Consider the following 26,778-nt stretch of genomic DNA (forward strand, 5'->3'; position numbering starts at 1 on the left):
TCCCCCCACGCTAGATTAGCTATAAGGAATTAAGCAAAATGACATCTCCAAGGACTTTCAAACCTTCAGGTTCCTCTGATGCCAACTTTTACCGACTATTTGATATATTTGCGTTATTTTTAGCTTTTCAGTGCGCAGCCCTACTTTACAAGTTTAAACTTACTCCTATTTATGCCGCTTCTGCGCTTACTGTTGCGCTTAGCTATTTATATAGTGCTGAGCTGTTTTCTACTTATCGCTCTTGGCGCGCTGGTAAATTTAGAACAATGGTCATGTGTGCATGGGCTAGCGTTTTAATTGCTTTTGCGTTTTTACTAGTAGTGTCTTTTATTTTTAAGTTTAGTGAATCACTTTCACGTGTGGGTGTAATTATTTGGTTTACGCTAAGTGTTACGTATTTATATATTTGGCGCTTGGGAGTGTACTTATATAAACGTAGTCGCCGTAAATTAGGCTTATCTCAACGTAATGTTGCCATTATTGGCGCAACAGAATCTGCTGCATACTTACATACTGAAATTGTTAAACACGATGAGTTAGGTTTTAACTTTAAAGGTTTTTATGACGATAGAAACCCTGAGCGCTTGTTTGAACAACTGGAACACCAAGGTGTTGAAGGAACAATACAAAGCGCTGTTGATGCTGCTCGTAATGGTGAAATAGACATACTTTACATTGCGCTCCCTATGAAAGCGCAAAAACGCATAGCTGATATTTTATTGCAGCTAGGTAATACCACGGTAGATGTGCACGTAGTGCCCGACTTTTTGCTTTCAAACTTAATACACGCCCGAATTGAACATGTGGGTGACGTAGATACATTAAGCGTGTTTGAAGCACCATGTATTGGCGCCCATGAGTTCATAAAGCGCACAGAAGATATAGTAGTTTCAGCCATTATTGTTACCTTAATTACTCCGGTTTTATTAGCGATTGCAGCCGCAATCAAGCTGACATCTAAGGGGCCTATTATTTTTAAGCAAGACCGCTACGGTTTAGATGGGCAAAAAATAAAAGTGTGGAAGTTTCGTTCTATGACAGTGACCGAAAATAGCGATGTGGTCACTCAGGCAACAAAAAACGATGCCCGAATTACCCCGTTAGGTGGCTTTTTGCGACGCACTAGCCTTGATGAATTACCACAGTTTATAAATGTTTTAAAAGGCGATATGTCTATTGTTGGCCCTAGACCTCATGCGGTGGCGCACAACGAAGAGTACCGCCAAAAAGTAGAGTTTTATATGTTTAGGCATAAAACTAAACCGGGTATTACCGGTTGGGCACAAATTAATGGCTGGCGCGGCGAAACCGATACGCTTGATAAAATGGCCAAGCGAGTTGAATACGACTTACATTACATTAAACATTGGTCTTTGTGGTTTGATGTGAAAATAATTTTTATGACAATTTTTAAGGGATTTAAAAGTGAAAATGCGTACTAATATAATTACTACTTTACTTGTTGCGTTAGGGGTTTCTGCACCCTTATCGGCAGTAGAATTACAACCTGGCAGTGTAATGACTAAAGATGGCGCTGAAGTTACGCCAATGCTGCAGCTTGGTGTAAGTAGTAACGACAACTTTTTTATGACGCCGTCGGCTACACAAACACGTTTGATATGGAATATTGCGCCCAGCTTAAACGCATTAATTGAAGATGGCCCCGACAGTTATAAATTTGATATTGCATCTAGCACGTCGTTTCATAATAAAGATACCACTGATAACTTTACTCAAGTTAATCTAGGTGCGGGTGTACATAAAGAGTTTACTAGCCAACATAGACTAGATGTAACTGGTAACGCCGATTGGTTATACGAGCCTCGTGGTGGTGGATTAACTGAAGGGCAGGGCAGTGCGCTAGATGAACTTGTAAACTATCAACAACAAAACCTAACAGCTCGCTATGAGTATGGCGCACAAAGCTCTAAAGCAATGTTTGCTTTAACCGCAGGTTATTATAATAAGAATTACCAAAACTTTACGGCCATATCGCAATTTCGTGATTACGACAAGCCTATGTTAGGTATTACTGGCTACTATAATACCCAAGCTGGTACCCGTGCCTTTTTAGAGGTAAAGCAAGAAAACTACCAGTACGATGTAATTGACTCAAACGGTATTTCCCGTGATTCAAATGACGTTAAAGTATTGTTAGGTATGGAGTGGGAAGCCACTGCTGTTACTACTGGCTCGTTTAAAGTGGGTTACCAAAATAAGGATTTTGAGTCGAACCAGCGTGATAACTTTAGTGGTTTAAGTTGGGAAGCGGCTGCAGTTTGGAAGCCATTGACTTATTCAACCTTGCAACTAGTTACCAGCCGTGCAGCCAAAGATCCTTTAGTACAAGGCGATTACATTAAAGAGAGTGTTTATGGTGCAACATGGCAACATGATTGGAGCGAATATTTAAGCTCGGTAGTAAGTGCTAATTACGTTGAACAGCAGTACTCAGGTAACTTTAACCGTAAAGACAAAGTTAAAAATGCTCGTCTAGGCTTAAATTATTTAGCTAATAACTTAGGAATGATCACCGGTTATGTTGATTTTATTGATCGTAATTCAACTCAAGCCAATATTGAATTTGATCGCGTTATTGTTGGCCTTAATTTTACATTTGCATTAAAGGGTAATGAATGAAGGTTAGAACTTTAATTGGCCTAATTCTGTTACTCAGTTTTGGTAGTTTTGCGAGTGATTCGCAAAACTACATATTAGGCGCAGGCGACAAAATAGAAATTAAAGTGTTTGGTCAGCCGGATTTAGACGTAACCTCTCTACTAGGCAATAGTGGTGAGATTAACTACCCGTTTTTAGGTAAGGTTAAACTAGTTGGGTTAAGCGTTTCGCAAGTTGAACAAATAATAATTAGTGGATTACAGCCTGATTATTTAGTTAAACCTAATGTGTACGCGCAAGTGGTAGAATACCGCCCTTTTTACATACATGGTGAAGTTAAAAAGCCGGGTGGATACCCTTATCAGCCTGCTATGACAGTAAATCAAGCTATTGCACTGGCCGGTGGCCTAACTGAACGTGCCTCGGTTGATAAAATATTTATTTTTAAAGAGCAAACCAAACAGCAGCAACAAAAAGGTAGTTTAAATAGCCAAATTGCAGCGGGTGATACCATAAAAATAGAGCAACGCTTGTTTTAAGCAGTTTAAGGCAGTAATAATAAAATGAATACACACTCTGAAAAGCCTAGCAATAACGAGGAACTAATTGATTTAGGTGCTTATCTTAATATTATTAAGCAAAGCATATGGAAAATATTGGGTTTTGCTATTGTTGCTACACTATTAACCATCATGGTCGCTTTAACGTTAACACCTAGGTATGTAGCCACGGCCACTTTATTAATTGAGTCGGAGCAAACAAAAGCAGTAAGCTTTGATGAAATATATGGTTTAGACTCTACCAAAAAAGAGTATTATTCAACCCAGTTTGAAGTGATTAAGTCAAACACGGTTGCTCGCGAAGTCATTACTAAACTTAATTTAAAACAGCATACTGACTTTATTGCTAAACCTTCGCTTACAAGTGAGTTAAAAGGCATGGTTAAGCAGCTGTTACCTTTTTTAAATAAAAAAGAGGATTCTGTTATTACAGAGGAAGAACAAGCTGAGCGTGAGATGTTAGGTTTGCTTGCTGCTTTTAAGCCTCGCTTAACTGTGTCTCCTATTCGTAAAACACAGTTAGTGCAAGTAAGTTTTGAGTCGAGCGATCCTAAGTTAGCTGCTTTAGTGGCTAACACGGTAGGCGAGGTATACATAGAAAGCCAAATGCGCGCTAAAATGGGAATAACCCAACAGGCGTCGAGCTGGTTAAACACGCGTTTATCTGAATTGCGTATACAACTAGATAGCTCTGAAGTGCGTTTACAAGCTTACCGAGAAGCGCAAAAGCTGGTTGATATAGAAGGCATTGCAGGGCTTGTTACTCAAGAGCTTGAGCAAACTTCAAAGCAGTTAGTTGATGCGCGTGCGGCTAAAAATAACCTTGAAAGTATTAACCGTGTTATTAACGAATATGGCAACGATAACATAGAGCTACTTGGTAGTATGCCCGAAATTACCTCACACCGTGTTGTACAAGATGTTAAACGCGAAGTTGTATTGGTTGAGCGAAAAGTAAGTGAACTTAGTGAGATTTACGGCCCTAAACACCCAAAAATGATTTCAGCTAAATCTGAACTTGCTACAGTTAAAACTAACCTTAATAAGCAAATTAAAGGCTTAATTACCGGTATTGAAAAAGAGCTAAATAGAACAACGCGAACTGTAAATGCGCTTGAGCGCGATTTAGCTAAAATTCGTGCTGAATATCAAGATATTACTCGCAAAGAAACCCAATATAACCAACTAAAACGTGAAGTTGAAACAAACCGCAATATTTTTAATACCTTCTTATCGCGCTCTAAAGAAACCGAAGTAACCAGTGACTTTAGCTCAGCTGCAGCTCGTTTTACAGACCGTGCTTATGCTCCACGAAACCCAAGTAAACCTAACAAAAAGCTAATTGTTATTTTAGCCTTTGTTGCTAATTTTGGTTTTGCAGTAGTAATGACTTTTGTTTTTGATGCCTTAAACGACACAGTTAAAAATAAAAATGATGTAGAAAATAAACTCGCTCAACGTATGTTAGGGTTATTACCGCATGTTGCGGTACCTAAAAAGAGCTATTTTCCGATCCATGCTTATTTAGAGGATACCTATCGTCGTTTTGCCGAATCGGTACGCACCTTCCGCACTAGTTTGTTGTTAACTCATCTTGACCGAGCGCATCAAGTTATTGCTGTTACCTCTACTTCACCAGGAGAGGGTAAAACGACCACCTCTGCCAATTTAGCGATGTCGTTGGCACAAATGGGTAAGGTATTATTAATTGATGCAGATTTACGTAAACCAACGTTAGCTAAACGATTTGATATACCGGTATTTCACCCAGGTTTAAGTAATTTAATGATAGGCACTGAACAATTAGCGGAGTGTGTTCATGTTGATACGCAGTCGGGTGTTACAATTATGCCAAGCGGGCAGATACCGTCGAATCCACTTGAGCTGTTATCAAATCCACGCTTTGCTGAGTTATTGAGCGATTTAAAAGCGCAGTACGACCATATTATTGTTGATACACCGCCTACACAAGCCGTAAGCGATGCATTGGTAATTGCGCAAAGTGTTGACTCGGTAGTTTATGTTGTTAAATCTGATATTACCCGTATTAAACCAATTACAGCGGGCCTTGAGCGTTTATTTGAAGTAAAAGCCCACGTTGCCGGTGTAGTACTTAATAAGGTCGATATGAGTAAATCTAAAGATGAGCATAGCCATGGCTACTATGATTATTACGATTACTCACAGCAACCTGAAAAGCCACAAGCGTAACTAAGTTAGTTTATGATTGATATTCATACGCATATTTTGCCGAGTATTGATGATGGCGCTAAAGATTTAACAGAATCTTTAGCGCTTTTAAAATTGGCTGAAAACGATGGCATTACGCATATGGTAGCAACGCCGCATATACATGTAGGCCGCTTTAATAATTCGATTTCTGTTATTAATGATAATTTGGCAAACTTACAAAAAAATGCAAAAAATGAAGGGATTAATGTAAAATTAGCGGCTGCTGCAGAGGTACGTTTAGACGTAGAACTTATGGCAATGGTGATGGCTAATAAACTGCCTTTTATTGGTAAAATAGCAGGCAAAAACGTATTGCTATTAGAGTTACCGCATTCACATATGCCACAAGGTTACGATAAATTTATTCAGTGGCTCGCCAAACAAAATATACGCGTTATTATTCCGCATCCTGAGCGTAACCGCGATATTCAGTCAAATCTTTATTACATTGAACACTTAAAGCAGTTAGGCTGTGACTTTCAGCTAACGGCATCGAGTATTGAAGGTGAGTGGGGCGAAAGCGCTCAAGCAATTTCTTTGCAAATGTTAAAAGATGGTTTAGTGAGCTATGTTGCCTCTGATGCTCATTCAGTCAAACGTCGACCGCCTATTTTAAGCCAAGCTAGAAAAACAGTAGCGCAATTATTAGGTGAAGAGCAGGCCACAACGCTTTTTGTAACTAACCCGCTGCAACTAACCGAGTGTTTATTTAATGACTAAATTAAACATGTTCAAGGCAGTGCCTGCTGTTATTTTAGCCATGATAGTAATTGTTATTGCTTATACAAGTATGCAAAGTATGCGCGCAAATGCGTGGTACTTTAATGCCCTAAATATTGTGCAAGAGTCAGGTGGCGCTTTGTCTGGCTCATCGCTTCAGGCGGCAGAAAATGCGATTACCTTGGCTACTAATATGGATCCTGAGCATCCTCATTATTGGCACTTTTTAGCCCATATAAAAATGCTAGGTTTAGCCGGTATTGATACAACATCAATTGAGCAAATCGAACATACTCAGCAAACATATCAACAAGCTGAGCAAGCGTTGTTAAAGTCGGTTGAGTTAAGACAAACTTGGGCACTAACCTGGATAAGCTTGGCGCAAGTTGTCAGCTATCAAGAGGGGCCAACAGAGCGAGTATATAATTATATTCAGCAAGCCAAAAAAGTTGGCCCATATAAGCTGGATGTTCATTTAGGTATTATTCAAATTGCGTTAATGCACTGGAATGAACTACCACCCACCTATAAAGCCCTTTATGTGAACGAGCTTAAATTAGCCTCTAAATATGGTTATAAATTTAATAAAATTTTTAGTATGGCTAAAGAAATGAACCGACTATCTATAGTGTGTTTATCGCTTCAATTTGGAACTCATTTTGAGGCGGTTAGAGGCAGTTGGATGTTTAATAAATACTGTGGTTAAAAAAATAAAGGGATTAGGTGGTAGGTTTTAGGCTTATCCTCGAAACCCGACTACCAAAACATGAAGTTTAACTTCTGTAATCACAGCACTTCTTAGTTTTCTTTGTACATAATTTCCTGAAAATCTTATTGAACTGAGAGAAGCGAATGAGGAGTAAATGAGAAAACATTAACGATTAAGACCCTTATTAATGAAAGCTTTCTGTTTTTGTCACTTCCTCTAAAGCGCAGCGTCTCTTAGCCCTCTTTGTGTATAATTTTCTTAAAGATCTTATTGAACTGAGAGAAGCGAATGAGAAGTAAATGAGAAAATAAAGCCACTAAGCTAAGTGACTAATTATTTTGTTACTACCTCTAAAAGCGCAGCGTCTCTTAGCCCTCTCTGTGCATAAATTATTTAATGATCTAATTGCACTGAAAGAATCGAATGAGAAGTAAATGAGTAAACACTAACGATTAAGCCCCTTATTAATGAAAGCTTTCTGTTTTTGTCACTTCCTCTAAAGCGCAGTGTCTCTTAACCCTCTTTGTGCATCTTCACTTAAGAGAATATTAACTATCAAGTTGAGTTAAAAATCATAAATTAAAGCGCTTGATACCATCAACTAACTTTAGTGTATTAAAGTTAATTAATAAGCCCGTATTTATATTTGATAGCTTCATATATGTAATCAACTGCGCTGAGTGAATAGGTTGGAGTTTATCAACGGCCTTCAGTTCAATTATTAATTCATTTGATAATAAAATATCCAACTTATAGCCTGTTGCAATATATTGTTCCTTATAAATTATTGGCAGTTCAACTTGATTTTTAACATTTAACCCAGCCTGACATAACTCATACATTAAACAAGATTCATAGCTTGACTCTAATAGTCCTGGCCCTAAAGTTTTATGTACCTCAATAGCGCACCCAATAACTATTTTTGTTAATTCGTCAATGTCCATGATTATCCTCATTCAATAGCAACTTTAAGAATTAGTTGCTTTGTTTCAGGCTTAACTAACGTTATAACCTGATTATAGTTTATTAAATTAGAAACCAAAGCCACTAACCCAAGTGATTAATTGTTTTGTCACTTCCTTTAAAAGCGCAGCGTCTCTTAGCCCTCTCTGTGCATAAATTCTTTAATGATCTAATTGAACTGAGAGAAGAGAATGAGAAGTAAATGAGAAAATAAAGCCACTAAGCTAAGTGACTAATTATTTTGTTACTACCTCTAAAAGCGCAGCGTCTCTTAGCCCTCTCTGTGCATAAATTCTTTAATGATCTAATTGAACTGAGAGAAGAGAATGAGAAGTAAATGAGAAAATAAAGCCACTAAGCTAAGTGACTAATTATTTTGTTACTACCTCTAAAAGCGCAGCGTCTCTTAGCCCTCTCTGTGCATAAATTCTTTAATGATCTAATTGCACTGAGAGAAGCGAATGAGGAGTAAATGAGTAAACATTAACGATTAAGCCCCTTATTAATGAAAGCTTTCTGTTTTTATCACTTCCTCTAAAGCGCAGCGTCTCTTAGCCCTCTTTGTGTATAATTTTCTTAAAGATCTAATTGAACTGAGAGAAGGGAATGAGAAATAAATGAGAAAATAAAGCCACTAACCTAAGTGATTAATTGTTTTTTCACCACTTCCCAAAGCGTAGCGTCTCATTACTAAAACCTAAAACCTAAAACCTAAAACCTGTTTTAAAGACAAAAAAAGACCCAGAGCTATAAGGAACTCTGGGTTATAGAGGGGCTCATATGTGAGCCCTGCGCTAACTAAAGACACTTTCAGATTCTTAGGGAGAAGAAGAAAGTTATTTAAGTATAGTCAAAAGCTTCAAAAATACACATTTTTGCTCATTTTTTATACTACAATAATTACAGTGGGTTACAATTGTTATGCACACTTAAGTTAGAGTTTACTCCCAGTTTATTAACTGCGTGTTTTGCACCAAATCTCTAGGTAGTGAGTTTTTAACCTTATTTTTTTGCCACTTTCCTAATCCAATAGGGCAACCACATAAGGTTAGGATCACTTCGCCAGTTGCCTTAACAACTTCATCCAAACGAATGTCTTTGCCATTAAAGTAATCACTGGCCTGCTGATTGTTTAGTTCCAGTACATTGCTTTTACATTGCTTACCAAATACGGTGGCAAATTCATGGGCAAGGCGCACCCCATTTTTATGAATAACGCCTACCTGAATACCTAACCGCGCGTATTTTATTTTGTTTTGTATTGCTTCAAATTCATCTGGGAACAGCCAAAGCTCTTTGTCGCGTTGCATTAAAGTGCCTGGTAGACTCGTTAAACCAAATTGCTTTTTGAGAGAGCTCATAAACGCACTTTGCTGTTTACTATCAAAATCAGTAAAGGGGAATGCGCCTTTTTTAACTTTTAGATTTTGGTTTTCGCAGCTGCTGTGTTTTTTAAATTTAGCAATAAAAAAGCCTTCACTGTCGAAGGTTTGCGGCCAAACATGTAAGTAACCCTCGTCTGTAGTGGCTTTTTCGGCGCCAGGGAAAAGGTCATTTAAAGGCTCTGGCGCGATGTATTCGCCAAATTCTTCTAGCAATGCATCACACACTTGCTGGTTTTCGAGTGGGGTTAATGTACAGGTTGAATACACCAGCGTGCCGCCAGGTTTAAGTGCATAAAATGCACTTTTAATCAGCTCTTTTTGTACTTGGGCAATGGTAATGTTTGATTCGATAGACCAATTTTTTAGTGCATCGCTGTCTTTACGAACTGTGCCTTCACCCGAGCAGGGCGCATCAAGCAAAATACTATCAAAGCATTCAAACATATAATTACCAAATACCACGCCATCAAAATGCGATAACGCACAATTACCAACACCCATGCGCTTTAGCGTGGCACTAAGTACTTTTAAGCGCGATGACGACAGCTCATTTGCAACCAATACACCTTGATTGTTCATTAGTGCAGCTAGTTGTGATGTTTTAGAACCCGGCGCAGAGGCCATATCGAGTACTGTGTTACTAGTTTGCAGGCTGTGCTTTAGTGCCATTGGCGGCAACATTGAGCTTGCTTCTTGTACGTACATTGCGCCGCTTAAGTGTAAGTCGGTATTACCTAGCGCTAAATTTTGCTCTTCATCGTTTGGGCGCTCTAGCCAAAAACCTTCATCGCACCAGGGTATGGCAGTGAGTTGCCAATTTTTTTGAGCTGCGTGGCGTTTAAATTCTTCAACACTCATTTTTAATGTATTAACGCGAACAGACTTACGTAAAGGTCGACGACAGGCATTTAAAAAATCATCTAAGGTAAGGTGCTCAGGCAGATAAGTTTTTACGTCATCAATAAATTGCTCTGGAATATAAGTGTTAGCGTCCACGATTTGGCTCATACAATAAAATTTAAAGCCGGATAATAGCATTTTTGACGATTTTTTTCAGTGTTAAAGCCGAAATAGTAGCACTTTGAAAGTGTCGACACCTTATTATGAAAAACGCATTTAATACTAAAAATTATTATACTTTTAGCTAATGCTGTCGACAATTCGATGGTTTTTTACTCATTCTTAGTGCTTTTAGGGTTGACACTGTTAGCTAATAAGCACATAGTTAACCCATAAATTGTCGACAATATAAAAATACTTTATGACACAGCACTTTTTAAACGACACTGCAGTTACAACCGCTTCCGATAAAGTGTTTGTAGATATGCGCCGCGAAATTGTAGAAGGCAGCATTGCACAAGGCAGTAAAATATCAGAGCCAGAGCTTGCAAAACGTTATGGTGTAAGCCGTGCAACCCTCAGAGAGGCATTAAACCGTTTAGAAAGTTGTTACTTAGTTGAGCGCAAAGCCAATATAGGTTGTCGTGTTGTGGCATTAACCGCAGATCGTTTAATTGAGGTGTATCAAGTGCGCAGTGCCCTTGAAGGACTTGCATGTAGGTTAGCTGCCGACAATATGGAACCAGATGAAGTTCAAGGTTTGAAACAATTACTGAATCAGCATTTGCATACTCAACGTGTTAAAGAAGGTGAGTCGTACTATCAAGAAGCAGGCGACTTAGACTTTCATTATCGAATCATCAAAGGCAGTAAAAACGCTCACTTAATTCATTTGTTATGCCACGACCTATACCAGCTAATAAGAATGTACCGTGTGCAAATGGGCATGGTTGGGCCACGCGTATCGAAAGCGTTTGACGAACATTTAGCGATTATAAACGCTATAGAAAATCATGATGGGGAGCTGGCCGAAATGCTAATGAAGCGCCATATCAGTGCTTCCCAAGCAAATATACAAACAAAATTTGATGGATATCAATCATTACAAGCCACTCAAAATGAAGTGGCTAGCTAGGGTCTGTTGATCTTTGCGGATTAAACCTTGAAAGGTCAATAGACCCTAATACAGATGTAACATTATTAAAAAATACTAAGCTGCCAAAGAGCAGCCCCGTTCAAAGTTAGGAGAAGGTAATGTCAGCAGGATTAAAATTTAAACAGGCAATTGCAAATAACCACCCGTTACAAGTTGTGGGTACTATTAACGCGTATACCGCAATGATGGCTGAAAAAATGGGCCATCAAGCTATTTACCTATCGGGTGCAGGTGTGGCTAATGCCTCATTTGGTATGCCAGATTTAGGCATGACTAGCCTTGATAACGTGCTTGAAGATATTCGCCGTATTACCGGTGCTAGCGATTTACCTTTGTTAGTGGATGCCGATACAGGTTGGGGCGGGGCGTTTAATATTGCCCGTACCGTTAAAGAAATGACTAAAGCAGGTGCAGCAGGCTTTCATATTGAAGATCAAGTAGCGCAAAAGCGTTGTGGCCATCGCCCTAATAAAGAAATAGTTACTCAAGCTGAAATGGTAGACCGTATTAAAGCGGCAGTTGATGCTAAAACCGATAGCGACTTTTACATTATGGCGCGTACTGATGCATTTCAAAAAGAAGGCTTAAATGCAGCAATAGACCGCGCAGCAGCCTGTGTTGAAGCCGGTGCCGATGCCATTTTTGCAGAAGCCGTTCACGACCTTGCTGATTACCAAGCATTTAGCAAAGCGATTAATGTGCCGATTTTAGCCAACATTACCGAGTTTGGCCAAACCCCAATTTATACCAAAGAGCAGTTAAGCGATGTGGGTGTAGAAATGGTGCTTTACCCACTAAGTGCATTTAGAGCTATGAATAAAGCGGCACTCAATGTTTACTCGGCTATTTTGAATGAAGGGTCGCAACAAAGCCAAATTGAAAACATGCAAACGCGTGCAGAGCTTTACGACTTTTTAGATTATCACTCGTACGAAAACACGCTAGATAACCTTTTTTCAGCAAAATCTGACAAATAATAAAAATTCAACAGGAGACAAATCATGGTAGATAAAGCATTAGGTGGCGCAGGCTTACGTGGTCAAGTAGCAGGACAAACGGCATTATGTACAGTAGGGCAAACAGGCTCAGGTTTAACTTACTGTGGTTACGACATTAGCGAACTGGCTGAAAGAGCGCAGTTTGAAGAAGTGTCGTTTTTACTTTCACGCGGCGAGCTACCAACATCAAGCGAACTGGCAGAGTACAAAGCTAAACTTAAAAGTTTACGTGGTTTACCAGAGGCGTTAAAAACAGTGCTAGAGAACATCCCTAAAGACGCACACCCAATGGATGTAATGCGTACTGGTTGTTCTATGCTAGGTAACCTTGAAATGGAAAATGACTTTAGCGAAGCAAACGATGCGATTGACCGCATGGTGGCAATTTTCCCAAGTATTATTTGTTACTGGTATCGTTTTACTCATGACGGTGTTCGTATTGAAACACAAACTGATGATGACTCAGTAGGCGCACACTTTTTAACGCTATTACATGATAAAGCACCAAGCGAGTTATTTGCACAAGTGATGAATGTTTCACTAATTTTGTACGCAGAGCATGAGTTTAATGCATCTACCTTTACCGGTCGTGTGTGTGCATCAACGCTTTCTGATATTCACTCATGTGTTACTGGTGCAATTGGTACCTTACGTGGCCCACTGCATGGTGGTGCAAACGAAGCCGCAATGGATATGATTGAAAGTTTTACTAGTGCTGATCAAGCTGAAGACGCGCTAATGGGCATGCTTGAGCGTAAAGATAAAATTATGGGCTTTGGTCACGCTATTTACCGTGAGTCGGATCCGCGTAATGTAATTATTAAAAAATGGTCTGAAAAATTAGCCGCAGAAGTGGGTGACGATGTGCTTTACCCAGTATCAGTTCGCTGTGAAGAAGTAATGTGGCGTGAGAAGAAGTTATTCTGTAATGCTGACTTTTTCCATGCATCGGCTTACCACTTTATGGGTATTCCTACTAAGTTATTTACGCCTATCTTTGTAATGAGCCGAGTAACCGGTTGGACAGCACACGTAAAAGAGCAACGTGCAAATAACCGTATAATTCGCCCAAGTGCCGATTACACAGGGCCAGATGCGCGCAGCTACACGCCAATTGAATCAAGATAAACATATAGTCCATACAAAAGGTGAGTTACCAACTCACCTTTTACGGCTTTAGCAAATTATGCAAACAATATACCTTCAAATCTAAAGCCTGTCTTGATTAACCCCGTCACCAAATTAGCGAATTTATTATGACCATTATTAATAACACTCAATACCGTAAGCCATTACCAGGCTCAAATGTAGATTACTACGATACCCAGGCCGCAGTAGATGCCATTAAACCAGGTGCTTACGCCACACTGCCTTACAGTTCGCGGGTATTTGCCGAAAACTTAGTACGCCGTTGTGAACCCGATATGCTAACCGATGCGCTTAGCCAAATTATTGAGCGCAAGCAAGACCTAGATTTCCCATGGTATCCGGCACGCGTTGTATGTCACGATATTTTAGGGCAAACCGCTTTAGTTGATTTAGCGGGTCTGCGCGACGCTATTGCTGCAAAAGGCGGCGATCCTGCAAAAGTAAATCCGGTTGTGCCAACACAATTAATTGTCGATCACTCGTTAGCGGTAGAGCATGCAGGCTTTGACCCTGAAGCGTTTGAGAAAAACCGCGCGATTGAAGATAGACGTAACGATGATCGTTTTCATTTTATAAACTGGACAAAAACTGCGTTTAAAAATATTGATGTGATCCCACCGGGCAATGGCATCATGCATCAAATTAACCTTGAAAAAATGTCGCCGGTTATTCAAAACCGTGATGGTATTGCGTTCCCAGACACTTTAGTAGGTACCGACAGCCATACACCGCATGTTGATGCGTTAGGTGTTATTGCTGTTGGCGTGGGCGGCCTTGAAGCCGAAAGTGTAATGCTAGGGCGCGCATCGTACATTCGTTTACCCGATATTGTGGGTGTAGAACTTACCGGTAAACGCCAACCGGGCATTACTGCAACCGATATTGTATTGGCTATTACCGAATTTTTACGCGAGCAACGTGTGGTATCGACTTACCTCGAGTTTTACGGTGAGGGTGCTGATGCACTAACCCTTGGTGATAGAGCGACTATTTCGAACATGACCCCAGAATTTGGCGCAACCGCGGCTATGTTCTACATTGACGATAAAACTATTGATTACTTACGTTTAACAGGTCGCGACGAAGAGCAAATTGCACTAGTAGAAAACTACGCTAAAACAGCAGGGCTATGGAGCGACAGCTTAAAAACAGCGCATTACGATCGTGTGCTTAAATTTGATTTATCAAGTGTAGGGCGCAACATTGCAGGGCCTTCAAATCCGCACCGTCGTGTATCTACTAGCGACTTAGCTAAAGAAGGTATTTCGGGCGTTGTTGAAAACGAAGAAGGCTTAATGCCAGATGGCGCGTGTATTATTGCCGCTATTACTAGTTGTACTAATACCAGTAACCCACGTAATGTAATTGCTGCAGGTTTATTGGCGCGTAACGCCAATGCAAAAGGTTTAATGCGTAAACCTTGGGTTAAAACCTCATTGGCACCGGGTTCTAAAGCAGTGCAATCGTACCTTGAAGATGCAAACTTATTACCAGAGCTAGAGCAACTTGGTTTTGGTATTGTTGGTTTTGCCTGTACCACCTGTAACGGGATGAGTGGTGCACTAGATCCTAAAATTCAACAAGAAGTAATTGATCGCGATTTATACGCAACAGCGGTGCTTTCGGGTAACCGTAACTTTGATGGTCGTATTCATCCGTATGCTAAGCAAGCATTTTTAGCGTCTCCACCGCTTGTGGTTGCTTATGCAATTGCCGGTACCATCCGTTTTGATATAGAAAAAGATATCCTCGGTAAAGATCAGCAAGGTAACGATGTAACCTTAAAAGATTTATGGCCATCTGATGAAGAAATAGATGCAGTGATCAAGCAAAGTGTTAAGCCTGAGCAGTTTAGAAAAGTATACGAGCCAATGTTTAACTTAACCGTTGATTACGGCGAAGATAACGACCCATTATACGATTGGCGCCCTGAAAGTACGTATATTCGTCGCCCTCCTTATTGGGAAGGTGCATTAGCAGGCGAGCGCAGTATGAGTGGTATGCGTGCATTAGCGGTACTTGGCGATAACATTACCACCGATCATTTATCACCCTCTAATGCAATTATGGCAAGCAGCGCTGCAGGTGAATACTTAACTAAAATGAACGTCCCAGAAGAAGACTTTAACTCATATGCAACGCACCGAGGCGATCACTTAACCGCACAACGAGCCACGTTTGCAAACCCTAAACTATTGAATGAAATGGTATTGGATGAAAACGGTGAAGTGAAGCAAGGATCGTACGCGCGCATAGAGCCAGAAGGTGAAAACACGCGTATGTGGGAAGCCATCGAAACCTACATGCAACGTAAGCAACCGCTTATAATTGTTGCCGGTGCTGACTATGGCCAAGGTTCGTCGCGCGATTGGGCGGCAAAAGGTGTTAGGCTTGCTGGTGTTCAGGTTATTGCAGCTGAAGGGTTTGAGCGTATTCACCGTACTAACCTTATTGGTATGGGTGTGCTACCACTGGAGTTTGCTGCAGGTACAACCCGCAAAACACTTAGCCTAGATGGTAGCGAAAGCTATGATGTTAAGGGCGAACCAGCACCAGGGGCAACTTTAGAATTAGTGATTACCCGTAAAAATGGTGAAGTAGTCACTGTGCCAATGAAATGCAGATTAGATACGCAAGAAGAGCTCTCTATATATGCTGCGGGTGGTGTGTTACAACGCTTTGCGCAAGACTTTTTAGAAGCAACACAAGCATCATAAGGACATAAAACAGATGTTTAAACCACAAATTAAAGTGCCAGCGACTTACATGCGCGGCGGCACCAGTAAAGGCGTGTTTTTTAATTTAACTGACTTACCTGCACCTGCCCAAGTGGCAGGTGAGGCGCGCGATAGCTTATTATTGCGCGTTATTGGTAGCCCCGATCCTTATGGTAAACAAACTGATGGTATGGGTGGCGCAACCTCAAGCACCAGTAAAACCGTTATTTTAAGTAAAAGTGAGCAACCCGATCACGATGTTGATTACTTATTTGGTCAAGTCGCGATTGATAAAGCGTTTGTAGATTGGAGCGGTAACTGCGGTAATTTAACCTCTGCTGTAGGCGCGTTTGCCATCAGCAATGGTTTAGTCGATAAAGGTAGAGTGCCTGATAATGGCATTGCTATTGTGCGTGTATGGCAGGCAAACATTAAAAAAAGCATTTTAGTGCATGTACCCATGACCAATGGTGAAGTACAAGAAACCGGTGACTTTGAGTTAGATGGTGTTACCTTTCCTGCTGCTGAAGTAAAGCTGGAATTTATTGACCCTGCTGATGGTGATGGTGCGTTATTCCCGACAGGTAATGTGATTGATGATTTAGAAGTTCCAGGCGTAGGCACGTTAAAAGCAACCATGATCAATGCTGGTATTCCGACTATTTTTATAAATGCAGCGGATATTGGTTACACCGGTACAGAGTTGCAAGGTGATATTAATAGCGATAATGCGGCGTTAACTATGTTAGAAAGCATTCGTGCCCATGGTGCAGTGAAAATGGGCTTAATTAATAATATTAATGAAGCACAAGCACGTCAACACACACCTAAAGTGGCATTTGTGGCTGCACCACATGATTATATATCCTCAAGTGGTAAGCACATAAATGCCAGCGACATAAGTATATTGGTTCGCGCGATGTCGATGGGCAAGTTGCATCATGCCATGATGGGTACAGCAGCCGTTGCTATTGGCACAGCAGCAGCGATAAAAGGCACCTTAGTTAATGTAGCCGCTGGTGGTGGAGCTATTAATGAAGTTAACTTTGGGCATCCTTCAGGCACATTAAAAGTGGGAGCAGAGGCGATTTTGACAGATGGCCAATGGCAGGTTAGCAAAGCCAGTATGAGCCGCAGCGCGCGTGTTTTAATGGAAGGCTGGGTAAGAGCGCCATTTGATTTTTAAACATTGTATAATAGCTGATGGCTTTGAGAGCATCAGCTTTATAGTTACCATGTAGTTTAAAATAAATCGTTAATTACCCTAGGTTATAGCACTGTTGTTTTTTATGAGCGATAAAACGTTCAAAAGTATTGTTTTTACGCATAATGGCAATTTCATCGTTGATGTCAGCTAAAATAGATTGCCAATTAGATGTATCTTTACTTACTGAAAAATGCAGATTTTTGTACTCAATACTTGGTGATAATGCAACGAGTGCATTTAGCATCACTTTTTTATCTCTATTTGATAAAGGTGACTTGTAAACGCTGGCTTTAAGTACTTCTAAATCGGCAACAATAAGCTCGACGCGACCGTTTAAAAGCAAGTGAATGAGTTGATACTCACTGTTTGCAACAATGGTTTTTACTTTGCCTTGGCTAATCAGTTCATCGAGTTCGTCACTATTTTTATATGAGCGAACTACGCCCATAACCCGATTTTTTACAGAGTTAATACTGCCATCGTATTCAATGGTGTGATCTTTAAGTGCAACAAACGATAAATCGCCACCTGGAATAGGTTCTGATAGTGCTAATAACTGATTGCGTGTTTTGGTTAAAATATTTTCAGATATGACGTCGTCGGCAATATAGTACTCAGGGAATAATATATCGGCTTTGCCTAGCTCTGCTTCACGAACTGCACGCGCCCAAGGGTAAAACTCAATATGAACGCCATAACCACGCTTAACCAGCATGCTAACTGTAAGCTGGTAAAGCCAGCCTTTATTGCATAGGTTATCGTCTATATAAGGAGGCCAGTTGAGTGTAACTAAACGAAGTACGGTATCAGCATTTAGATTATAGCCATAACCACTTTTATATTTTTTACCTGGAAGAGTAATATTTTTATCGTCAACATTGTAGGTTACAGGCGCAGGATCTGCGTAAGTAAAGAAGGATAAAAGTAAGGCAACGACTAAAAATATTCTCATAAGGATAATGCATTTTTATATGTGCACTTAAGTTTAGTGGGTTATCTGGAATAAACAACTTAAATGTTCTCAGTATTCAAACAATATAAGTATAGCCTTAAAAAGCGATAGCTATTAATATACAAAAATAAGTAACTTAACTTAAATATGACACAATACCGATTTTTAAAAATGATCATTCTATCGTATTAAATGGCACACTTACTGCGTAAAGTTATTTATATAGAATAACTATATGTTATAGCTTTCGTCTTGTTATTACGTTATTTTCAGGCGCCATAATAGAACACTAATTTAATGCAATTGGTATGATAATTATAGGTGTTTTTACTAGAGGGAACTTTTATGGCTAATAAGCCAATAAGTGAAGATAATCCGTTTGCTAATTTATCTGATGTGCAGTGTGAGCACATCCAAAATTGGTATCAAAAACATATTTCTTTAACTTTAACCAACTTGCTAAAAGGTAGTAAGTCTGGTCAAGTAATAGACAGTAAATTAGAGCAGGCGTTAAACGAAGCATTAATAAACAGTAAACGAACCATAACCTATACAGGTGATGATAGTTCGCCTATAAAATTACAAAATGCCAGTGTATTGGCAGAGCTCAAAGATACACGTAATTTGTTTCATGGTGCGCAAGTCAAAATAAATAAATTAGAACAAAAAATAACAACAAGTGCTGACGAAATACAATTACTAGAGGCTCAAAAAAGCGAACTTCAACTAGAAGTACGCAGTTTAAAGCAACGATTAAACCATGTTTTATCGAGATTAGAGTCACAAGGCGTCTCGTTTCAAAAAAGCCATTATGTTGGTCGTATATTGGTGCATGCTTTACGAGCAAGCTTTGAAAATTGGCAACAAACGCCCTCTGGTGAATCTTTCAAAAATCATGACTTTTACAAGCTGTTTCCTCGGGTTTTGTACTCAAGTTTACTAAAAGAGATAGAAAAACTGCTAGGTGGGCATGATTATAATGAAATAGAACGCTCGTTGAGTGATTTTGTATTTCAACAAAAGGGTTCTCCAGTTGAGAATTGGCCGGATGAAGACCCGATATACGAGACACGATTAATTAACCAAAAACAGTCAGAACTATTAATTAAGCTACAAAGCCAACATCAGCAGAGAAAGAACTTTACCGCCTATTTAGAAAAACGTCTTGCTAATACCGGGTTTACTCATAAGCACAGTGATTTACTGATGACTTTAGTTGAGTTTGCGACAAATGATGAGAATAGTAAGTTTTCTAGTTACTGCCATTAATTAGCAGTATTTGTTTGGCTAGTCAGCAGTAAAGGTGTAATTTGAGGGGGTTGTTTAAGCCCAAGTTGCTTTAGCCTAGCTGCAATATTGTCTTGCGTGAGCGCTTGCTTTACCCATTTATACAAGGTGCTTATATCTAGCGTGTGGTTTGGGCGAAGTAATAACTGATGATTATAGGTTTGTGCCACTCTCTCAGACACAAGTAGCAAACGCTTGCTTTTTGGATACTTGCTAAAGTATTGATTTAGGTAAGAACGAGTAACAATAGCGCTATCGCTGCGTTTTTTTAATACTAATTCAATACTTCTTTTATGGCTGCTTAATAAAGTCATTTTATATTCGTTTTCAAGAACTGAGGGGCTACTTTCGTAATTAGCTAACGGATAATGGTAGCCTAAAATACCCACCAAGGTTTTATCTGCTAAGTTATCAAACCAGGCTTGAGACTTGGCAAATTGCTTTAAAGCAATAAATACTTCTGTATCTATGGCTACAACAGGGGAGTTACTAATTACATTGTTTCCCTGTAGCCATCCCCAATCTGGGTTCTCAAAAAAAATCGAATCGAATAGGCCATTTTGGTAATCTTTAAAGCGACGAATGGGTGTGGTTAGTACTAATTCAAAATGATAAGAAGGCTGTATTTTATTTAGCTCGCTTATTAATTCAACGGTAAGACCAGAAGCACGCCCATCAACAATTTCTATATAAGGAGGGAACTCATAGCCACCTACTTTTACCACAGTTTTTGCATGAGCTTCTTCAACTGAAAAACCAAGTAAGGCTAGTAAAATGAGCGTAACAAACTTCATAGTTAAATCCTTCCTTAGCGTGCTTTTGATGTATTAATTTATAAGATAGTCTATTTGTTAACATAGTATGAATTATCAAGCAATAAATTCTAATTTTGCAGGGTGATTAAATGGATGTTACTTGATATTTATTAAGCAAGTGTAGATCGAGTGCGCTTTTTTGGAGTGTTTTTGATATTGGGGGGTTACCCATTGTCGGGTGGCGTGGCTTTGCCACTTAACCGACCTACGTTCCCAACAATTAACGTAGGTTGGATAAGCCGGAGGCGTCATCCGACGATGTTTAGTCGTTTATTATAAGGAGATTTTTTGTGAGATATCGTCGAAATTATCAACCAGGAGGAACGTATTTTTTTACGGTTAATTTGCAGGATCGTAAAAAATCATTACTGGTTGAGCATATTGATTTATTGCGTGAGGCTGTGCGCTGGGAAAAAATGCATAAACCATTTTATATTGATGCGTGGGTAGTGTTGCCTGATCATATGCATGCAGTGTTAACTTTACCCAAAGGTGATAGCGATTATTCTGGCCGTTGGCGCGAAATTAAAAAACGTTTTTCTAAAGGCTTGCCTAAAAACGAACATTTACCACTTGCACGCGTTAATAAAAATGAACGAGGGATTTGGCAACGCCGTTTTTGGGAGCATACTATTGTTGATGAACGTGATTATTGGCAGCATGTAAATTATGTGCATGTTAACCCGCTTAAACATGGTTTGGTTGAGTGGGTGATTGATTGGCCTTATTCAAGCTTTCATAAAGCGGTTGCATCAGGAATATACAACCGTAATTGGTGTGGGGAATAATTAATACATTTTCTGTGAGTGTTTATTGATGTCGGGTGTTTCCCATACGTCCTCAATAATTAACGTAGGTTGGATAAGCCAGAGGCGTCATCCGACGGTGTTGGATAATAATCAATATCGGTGCAGGTTTTGCTTTATGTTGGGTGATGTTTGGGGTCGGGGGGTCACCAATGTCGGGTGGCGTGGCTTCGCCACTTAACCGACCTACGTACCCAATAATTAAAGTAGGTTGGATAAGCCAAAGGCGTCATCCGACGGTGTTGGATATTAATCATTACCCGTGCAGATTTTGCTTTATGTCGGATGTTTCACCAATGTCGGGTGGCGTGGCTTCGCCACTTAACCGACCTACGTTCTTTTTTTGAATTTGTAAGACTGAGTGGATTCGAGCTATAGACCCTTGGAGCGGGTGATTAAGAGTAGGTAGTGCTGTGTTTTTGAATTGGTACGACTGAGTGGATTCAAACCACCGACCTCTGGACCGGGTGATCAAGAGTAGGTAGTGCTTTTTCTTTTTTATAGATATGGAGATTGGTACGACTGAGTGGATTCAAACCACCGACCTCTGGACCGGGTGATCAAGAGTAGGTAGTGCTTTTTCTTTTTTATAGATATGGAGATTGGTACGACTGAGTGGATTCGAACCACCGACCTTGGAGCGGGTGATTAAGAGTAGGTAGTGCTTTTTCTTTTTTATAGATATGGAGATTGGTACGACTGAGTGGATTCGAACCACCGACCCCTACCATGTCAAGGTAGTGCTCTAACCAACTGAGCTACAGTCGTACAATTTGAAATTCTTAAATTAAATATACTTTAAAGGGTAAAGTATACTTGGTACGACTGAGTGGATTCGAACCACTGGCCTCTGGACCGGGTGATCAAGAGTAGGTAGTGGAGTTTCCTTCAACGTACTTTAAATACATTTTTTACTAATTTTGGTACGACTGAGTGGATTCGAACCACCGACCCCTACCATGTCAAGGTAGTGCTCTAACCAACTGAGCTACAGTCGTACTATAAGTCTACATACTATTTAATTCGTCCATGAAGCTTCATCCTGTCGGCGTCCTGCCTCCACCTCGTTCGGCTGCGAAGCTTCGCTTCGGTCCAATCTCGCCCAACTGAGCTACAGTCGTATTGCATGTATTTAAGAGTTGTTAATTGCTTAACAACGGTCGCTAATATATAGCGTGATGAGGAGTGAATCAAGCATGTTTATGCTATTTGAGTTTATTTGCCGTTTTTTTATTCATATTGGACTGATTTCACACGTTTTATAAAATTTTTGCCACCATATAACATGCTCTTTTGCTGACGATTTTAGCTGAGCGAGTAAATTTTTAGCGTTTGGGTCAAGAAGGGCATTTACTCCTTCACTGCTTACTGCTTGATTAAACCACAGTTGCATATACAGCGGCTGCAATGTTTCTAAATAACCACTAAGCTGCGCTTGATAAGGCTGAATTTGTTTCAAGTAATATTTATTGAATATATTACTGACAATTTTAGCTTGCTGCTTGTTTTTACCCTTTGGGCATATATCTTCGAGCGTTAAAGTATTTACAAACTGGGTGGCCGCATGATTTAAGCTAATTTGTTCACGCGCGGCTTGAATAAGTTGTTGGTTAAACTCGTATTTGTTAAGCGGCTCAAGCGCTGACAAAATATCATCACTGTTTATTGCCATACTATTTTGGTTTTCTATTAGCTGTTTTATGGTAGTTAGCTTTTTAAGCCCCTCAACTGTGTCGCTAAACCCAGCCGGTTGAGTGCTGAGCTCTTGGCCGGTTAATTGCCAACTGCTGTTGAGCTCGGGTTCACTAAATAACATATTGTTGAAAAACTGAGTGAGCTGAGCTTGTTTTTGAGTTTTTGCCGCAGCAATTTTGTTGTAAATCTTGCTTTGTTTATCCAAGCTATTTAAACAGTTTTGCGCGCTTTGAATAAAATCTATTTGGTACTTCAATTGACTAGCAGCGGTGGCCGTTTTACCTAACTGATTATTATGCTCGCTTATTAAAACGTTCAGTTTACATTGGCTAATACCAGCAAGTTCAGTTATACCAATTTTAATTGCGGGCTGAAAGGTATTTTTAGGCGCGACTAACGTGAGTTGTTGCAGTGGATTTCTCTTTGGCTCGGGAACTTGAAAGGTACTACTTAAGCGAGACAAATAAGTTTTATTTGCCTCACTGGGCTGCTCTGAACAGCCAAAAAGAAATACACAACACACTGCCAGTAACCAACTAAGTGGCAGTGTGTTATTTATAGATTGTTTAAGAGAGAATAAATGGTTCACGTTTAAATCGCCTATGCACTGTCAGCATCAGTAGTACAGCTGCAACTGATAATCCAACGATAATGCCTATCCAAAAACCATGCGGGCCCATTGCTGGCACTATTAAGTCTGTTCTTGCTAATACGTAGCCTAAACTAAAGCCGATTAACCAATAAGAGATAAAAGTAATATAAGAAATAGGGGCTGTGTGCTTTAAGCCTCTCAATATACCATTTGCAGCTACTTGTAATGCATCAGGAAGTTGATAAATACAGGCTAAAATCATAATTGATGAAGCAAGTGCGAGTACCGCAGGGCTATCGCTATAAAGCTGGCTAATCACATCGCGACCTATAAAAGTAATAAAAGCGATAAATAGGGCGATAATTGCCGCTAAAATATAACTTGTAGACACGGCTACTTTTAATTGGTCTAAATGATTTTGCCCAAATAAATTACCAATTCGTATGCTAATTGCAATTGAGAGGCTAAGAGGCATCATAAATAATAGTGCCGTAACACTGGCTGCAATTTGATGGCCAGATACGGCCACCGCACCTAAGTGCGCAATAAATAAAGGTATACAGGCAAACAAGGTTACTTCAAAAAAAGTGGCTAGTGATATAGGAATACCGAGTTTGGTAATAATACCTATGGTTTTAAAGTTAGGTTTTTCAAAGCCCGCTAATAAGCCTTTGGCGTCTACTTTTTTGCTGAGCTGGCAATAAGTCACCTGCGCAATGGCCATAACAGTAAATACGAGTGCGGTAGCGATACCACAACCGGCTCCGCCAAAAGCTGGTAGGCCAAATAAACCATTGATAAAAATATAATTGAGTGGAATGTTTACCGCAAGCCCTAGTAGGCTAATATAAAATGCAGGCTTGGTCATCCCCATGCCTTCGGTCATATTTCTATAAACGGTAAAAATTAAAAAGCCAAACACACCCCACTTAACAAAATGAATGTAGTCAAAGGCAAGTCCAGCAATTGCTGGGGTGGTGTTTAGCTGTAAAATAACAGTATTGGCAAGCTGCGCCGCACTAAAACCAGCAATACTTAAAAGGAGTGTTAAATAAAGGGCTTGCTGAAAATAATGGCTGATGCCGTTACGATCTTTAGCACCAGCGAATTGGGCAATAACGCCCGTTAATGCTAATAAAATCCCTTGTATTGCTAATAAAATTGGGTTCCATATCCCCGTTGCAATTGATAGTGCAGCTAAATCGGTAGGGCTCACTTGTCCGGCCATAATGGTGTCAACCACAGACATTAATACTAAAGTTACTTGTGCTAAAAAAACGGGAACGGCAAGAGAAAGTAAACGTTTGGCTTCCCAACTACAAAAAGTCATAAAAAACAGCTATTCAGAAAAACATAGTCGCATTGTAATCTATTGTGATCAGCCAAGCTATGCTGGTGGTCGGTGTTTGTATTTAATTCATCTTGGTGGTGAAAATAACCATGAATAAGTGCTATTAAGTGAATGATTTTGTCTTTTGATACGTTAAACTAGCACTTTGTAAGAAATAGAAGCGATTTTTATGTTTACCGGTATTATTCAAACTCAAGCAACGGTAGTTTCTAAAACCCATGCACAGGGCGTATTGCGTCTGGTAGTTTCTGTCAATGAGCAATACGCGAAGCATTTAGACTTAGGTGCCAGCATCGCTATAAATGGTTGCTGTTTGACTGTGGTAAAAGTAGAGCTAAGTAATCACGATGTGGTTGCTCAAGTGCATTTTGATGTTATTGACGAAACTCTGCAGCTAACTAATCTTGGGCAACTGGAATTGGGTAGTTTAGTTAATTACGAGCGTTCAGTGTCATTTGGTACTGAGTTGGGTGGACATATTGTATCTGGACATATTCATTGCACCGCAAAAATTGCGCAAATAGTGAAGTTAGAAAACAACTACAAAATACAGCTCAGCCTGCCACAAAAATGGCAAAAATATGTGCTATACAAAGGATTTGTATCTGTTAATGGTGCAAGTTTAACGGTGGGTAATATTGATGAGTTTGGCTTTTGGTTGCATCTAATACCAGAAACACTCGATATAACTAATTTAGGTGAAGCCGTTGTGGGTGATGAGTTCAATATTGAAGTCGACCAGCAAACCTACACAATTATTAACACCGTTGAAAACTACATGCGCCAACATAGCTAAAATATTTGTTCGTCATCGCTGTCCACATGTAACTCTAACTTGTTACGTGCATAGTCTATATGCATGTTCAAGTGTATAAGGTTACAGCAGGCACTACATTCTTCATAGTAGTCTTGATCGCCCATACTGGCATCGAGATCTAAATGAATATGGTGTCCACAATGTGGACAGGCGATGCGTTGTGATAAAAAGTCTTTCATAATAACACCTCATAAAAACTAAGTTTTTTTACGTGGGTAGCACACAACGGGCTTACACTAAATATAGTGCTTATATCTTGTTTACTGCATTTATTTTAGTTTACGAGTTTAGTCTAGTAAGTTTATTAGTTTATCAACGTGCTCTTTAGCCTGATTTAGATAATGACCCGCAAAAATGTTAGCGTTGTTTAAAACAGGGTAAAGCTGATAAACAAGCTTACGTTGCTCATAACCCTGTGCTAAAGGGTAGTGGTGCTTGTAGGTATCATAAAAATCCTCTGGAAGGGGAGCATAGAGCTCGCTCATAGCAATATCGACTTCCCGATCACCGTAATAGCAGGCGGGGTCAAAAAAGGTCGGAATGTTATTTACAAAGCCCAGGTTACCACGCCAAAAATCGCCATGTAATAATGAGGGTAAAACATGATGATTATGCAGTGTCTCTTTTACTAAATTTATTAGTTGTTCGGGGTCTGAAAGTACAATGTCTTTTTCAGCTAATAGTTGTAATTGCCAACCAATACGTTCTTCTGCAAAAAATACATCCCATTTTTTATGCCACTGATTAGGCTGAAGCGTTGAGCTTAAATAATTGTCGGTATCAAAACCAAACATCGCTTGCTGGTGTTTTTGATGTAACATGGCAAGATGCTCCCCCATAGTTGACCAATGAGTGTGGGGAAGCTCATCAAATGTAAGCCACTCTAATACAATGAAGGCGTATTCTATATTGGCCCCAGTTATAATACAGTCTGGCACCATAAATACACTGTTTTGAGTAAGCTGTTTTAAGCCTTGAGCTTGAGCCTCAAAGCGCTCTAGCTCATGTTTTTGCCCAACTTTAACTAAGTAATTGTGCTTGCCATCGCTTAAATGAAACAACTTATCGGTGGATGTGTTTTGCAACTGACGTTTATGGGTGTGTTTAAAATCATAATGGATAGCCTGGCTGATCTCTTGATTGATTGTTTTCCACATAACAATAGTCACCTTTTAAACCTATAAATAAACTATGGCAAAAAGGGATTA

The 26,778-nt window shown here is 39.7% G+C and carries 22 protein-coding genes and 2 tRNA genes; 14 read left to right on the forward strand and 10 right to left on the reverse strand.

From position 1 onward, the window contains the following. Nucleotides 1-38 precede the first annotated feature (38 nt). From P3J6_RS11015 to P3J6_RS11040, 6 genes are read left to right on the forward strand one after another with little or no spacing between them, the layout of a single operon-like run. Nucleotides 39-1,442 (forward strand): undecaprenyl-phosphate glucose phosphotransferase, encoded by a 1,404-nt coding sequence (locus P3J6_RS11015; RefSeq protein ID WP_198523023.1) that lies wholly within the window; start codon nucleotides 39-41, stop codon nucleotides 1,440-1,442. Further along, nucleotides 1,426-2,640: an outer membrane beta-barrel protein gene (locus P3J6_RS11020; RefSeq protein WP_198523024.1), complete on the forward strand. Its 1,215-nt coding sequence runs from the start codon at nucleotides 1,426-1,428 to the stop codon at nucleotides 2,638-2,640. The genes P3J6_RS11015 and P3J6_RS11020 overlap by 17 nt, the downstream gene beginning before the upstream one ends. Further along, nucleotides 2,637-3,158, forward strand: coding sequence for a polysaccharide biosynthesis/export family protein (locus tag P3J6_RS11025; protein WP_198523025.1), 522 nt, complete (start codon nucleotides 2,637-2,639; stop codon nucleotides 3,156-3,158). The genes P3J6_RS11020 and P3J6_RS11025 overlap by 4 nt, the downstream gene beginning before the upstream one ends. Nucleotides 3,159-3,182: 24 nt before the next feature. Continuing rightward, complete coding sequence (locus P3J6_RS11030; protein ID WP_198523026.1) at nucleotides 3,183-5,390, forward strand: GumC family protein; 2,208 nt, start codon at nucleotides 3,183-3,185, stop codon at nucleotides 5,388-5,390. A gap of 12 nt (nucleotides 5,391-5,402) precedes the next feature. Then, complete coding sequence (locus P3J6_RS11035; RefSeq protein ID WP_198523027.1) at nucleotides 5,403-6,131, forward strand: tyrosine-protein phosphatase; 729 nt, start codon at nucleotides 5,403-5,405, stop codon at nucleotides 6,129-6,131. Then, a complete protein-coding gene (locus P3J6_RS11040) occupies nucleotides 6,124-6,837 on the forward strand; it encodes a VpsP family polysaccharide biosynthesis protein (RefSeq protein WP_198523028.1) in 714 nt (237 codons plus the stop codon). Before P3J6_RS11035 ends, P3J6_RS11040 begins: the two co-directional genes overlap by 8 nt. Nucleotides 6,838-7,412: 575 nt before the next feature. Here the strand turns inward: P3J6_RS11040 and P3J6_RS11045 are convergent. Together P3J6_RS11045 and rsmF are read right to left on the reverse strand one after the other, a co-directional pair. Beyond that, nucleotides 7,413-7,784 (reverse strand): GxxExxY protein, encoded by a 372-nt coding sequence (locus P3J6_RS11045; RefSeq protein WP_138609732.1) that lies wholly within the window; start codon nucleotides 7,782-7,784, stop codon nucleotides 7,413-7,415. A 960-nt stretch (nucleotides 7,785-8,744) separates the two neighbouring features. Then, on the reverse strand, nucleotides 8,745-10,184 hold the full coding sequence (rsmF, locus tag P3J6_RS11050; protein WP_198523798.1) for a 16S rRNA (cytosine(1407)-C(5))-methyltransferase RsmF: 1,440 nt from the start codon (nucleotides 10,182-10,184) through the stop codon (nucleotides 8,745-8,747). Nucleotides 10,185-10,449: 265 nt separating this feature from the next. Here rsmF and P3J6_RS11055 point away from each other — a divergent pair, with 265 nt between their 5' ends. From P3J6_RS11055 to prpF, 5 genes are all read left to right on the forward strand, one after another. Beyond that, entirely contained in the window at nucleotides 10,450-11,163 is a 714-nt protein-coding gene (locus tag P3J6_RS11055) for a GntR family transcriptional regulator (RefSeq protein ID WP_198523029.1), read from the forward strand. A 119-nt stretch (nucleotides 11,164-11,282) separates the two neighbouring features. Continuing rightward, a complete protein-coding gene (gene prpB, locus P3J6_RS11060) occupies nucleotides 11,283-12,161 on the forward strand; it encodes a methylisocitrate lyase (RefSeq protein WP_008109898.1) in 879 nt (292 codons plus the stop codon). 24 nt (nucleotides 12,162-12,185) lie between these two features. Further along, the gene (prpC, locus tag P3J6_RS11065) at nucleotides 12,186-13,310 is read left to right on the forward strand and encodes a bifunctional 2-methylcitrate synthase/citrate synthase (protein WP_198523030.1); all 1,125 of its coding nucleotides are present in this window, start codon (nucleotides 12,186-12,188) and stop codon (nucleotides 13,308-13,310) included. Between the two features lie 128 nt (nucleotides 13,311-13,438). Further along, nucleotides 13,439-16,048 (forward strand): Fe/S-dependent 2-methylisocitrate dehydratase AcnD, encoded by a 2,610-nt coding sequence (acnD, locus tag P3J6_RS11070; protein ID WP_178955813.1) that lies wholly within the window; start codon nucleotides 13,439-13,441, stop codon nucleotides 16,046-16,048. Between the two features lie 13 nt (nucleotides 16,049-16,061). Next, nucleotides 16,062-17,234: a 2-methylaconitate cis-trans isomerase PrpF gene (prpF, locus tag P3J6_RS11075; protein WP_198523031.1), complete on the forward strand. Its 1,173-nt coding sequence runs from the start codon at nucleotides 16,062-16,064 to the stop codon at nucleotides 17,232-17,234. A 73-nt stretch (nucleotides 17,235-17,307) separates the two neighbouring features. Here the strand turns inward: prpF and P3J6_RS11080 are convergent, their stop codons facing one another. After that, the gene (locus P3J6_RS11080; protein ID WP_198523032.1) at nucleotides 17,308-18,207 is read right to left on the reverse strand and encodes a substrate-binding periplasmic protein; all 900 of its coding nucleotides are present in this window, start codon (nucleotides 18,205-18,207) and stop codon (nucleotides 17,308-17,310) included. 345 nt (nucleotides 18,208-18,552) lie between these two features. Here P3J6_RS11080 and P3J6_RS11085 point away from each other — a divergent pair, with 345 nt between their 5' ends. Further along, nucleotides 18,553-19,476 carry a hypothetical protein gene (locus P3J6_RS11085; protein WP_198523033.1) on the forward strand — a complete coding sequence of 308 codons (924 nt, stop codon included), beginning with the start codon at nucleotides 18,553-18,555 and terminating at the stop codon, nucleotides 19,474-19,476. Here P3J6_RS11085 and P3J6_RS11090 read toward each other — a convergent pair. Continuing rightward, nucleotides 19,473-20,288, reverse strand: a complete 816-nt coding sequence (locus P3J6_RS11090) for an amino acid ABC transporter substrate-binding protein (protein ID WP_198523034.1) — start codon at nucleotides 20,286-20,288, stop codon at nucleotides 19,473-19,475. The genes P3J6_RS11085 and P3J6_RS11090 overlap by 4 nt on opposite strands. A 311-nt stretch (nucleotides 20,289-20,599) precedes the next feature. Between P3J6_RS11090 and P3J6_RS11095 the strand changes: the two genes are divergently transcribed. After that, the gene (locus P3J6_RS11095; RefSeq protein WP_198523035.1) at nucleotides 20,600-21,097 is read left to right on the forward strand and encodes an REP-associated tyrosine transposase; all 498 of its coding nucleotides are present in this window, start codon (nucleotides 20,600-20,602) and stop codon (nucleotides 21,095-21,097) included. 709 nt (nucleotides 21,098-21,806) lie between these two features. Here P3J6_RS11095 and P3J6_RS11100 read toward each other — a convergent pair. From P3J6_RS11100 to P3J6_RS11115, 4 genes are all read right to left on the reverse strand, one after another. Next, a tRNA-Val gene (locus P3J6_RS11100) sits at nucleotides 21,807-21,883 on the reverse strand. A gap of 153 nt (nucleotides 21,884-22,036) precedes the next feature. Then, nucleotides 22,037-22,113: transfer RNA gene (locus P3J6_RS11105), tRNA-Val, on the reverse strand. A 236-nt stretch (nucleotides 22,114-22,349) separates the two neighbouring features. Then, nucleotides 22,350-23,399: a DUF3080 family protein gene (locus tag P3J6_RS11110; RefSeq protein WP_198523036.1), complete on the reverse strand. Its 1,050-nt coding sequence runs from the start codon at nucleotides 23,397-23,399 to the stop codon at nucleotides 22,350-22,352. Continuing rightward, a complete protein-coding gene (locus P3J6_RS11115) occupies nucleotides 23,377-24,732 on the reverse strand; it encodes an MATE family efflux transporter (RefSeq protein ID WP_198523037.1) in 1,356 nt (451 codons plus the stop codon). Before P3J6_RS11115 ends, P3J6_RS11110 begins: the two co-directional genes overlap by 23 nt. A gap of 190 nt (nucleotides 24,733-24,922) precedes the next feature. On the opposite strand from P3J6_RS11115, the gene P3J6_RS11120 reads away from it, so the two are divergent. Next, entirely contained in the window at nucleotides 24,923-25,549 is a 627-nt protein-coding gene (locus P3J6_RS11120; protein WP_198523038.1) for a riboflavin synthase subunit alpha, read from the forward strand. Here P3J6_RS11120 and P3J6_RS11125 read toward each other — a convergent pair. After that, nucleotides 25,546-25,749, reverse strand: a complete 204-nt coding sequence (locus tag P3J6_RS11125; protein WP_008464077.1) for a CPXCG motif-containing cysteine-rich protein — start codon at nucleotides 25,747-25,749, stop codon at nucleotides 25,546-25,548. The two genes, P3J6_RS11120 and P3J6_RS11125, sit on opposite strands and share 4 nt — an antisense overlap. Nucleotides 25,750-25,857: 108 nt before the next feature. Continuing rightward, complete coding sequence (locus tag P3J6_RS11130; RefSeq protein ID WP_198523039.1) at nucleotides 25,858-26,727, reverse strand: fructosamine kinase family protein; 870 nt, start codon at nucleotides 26,725-26,727, stop codon at nucleotides 25,858-25,860. Nucleotides 26,728-26,778 lie beyond the last annotated feature (51 nt).

Source organism: Pseudoalteromonas sp. 3J6, from assembly GCF_903995135.1.
Classification (GTDB): Bacteria; Pseudomonadota; Gammaproteobacteria; order Enterobacterales; family Alteromonadaceae; genus Pseudoalteromonas.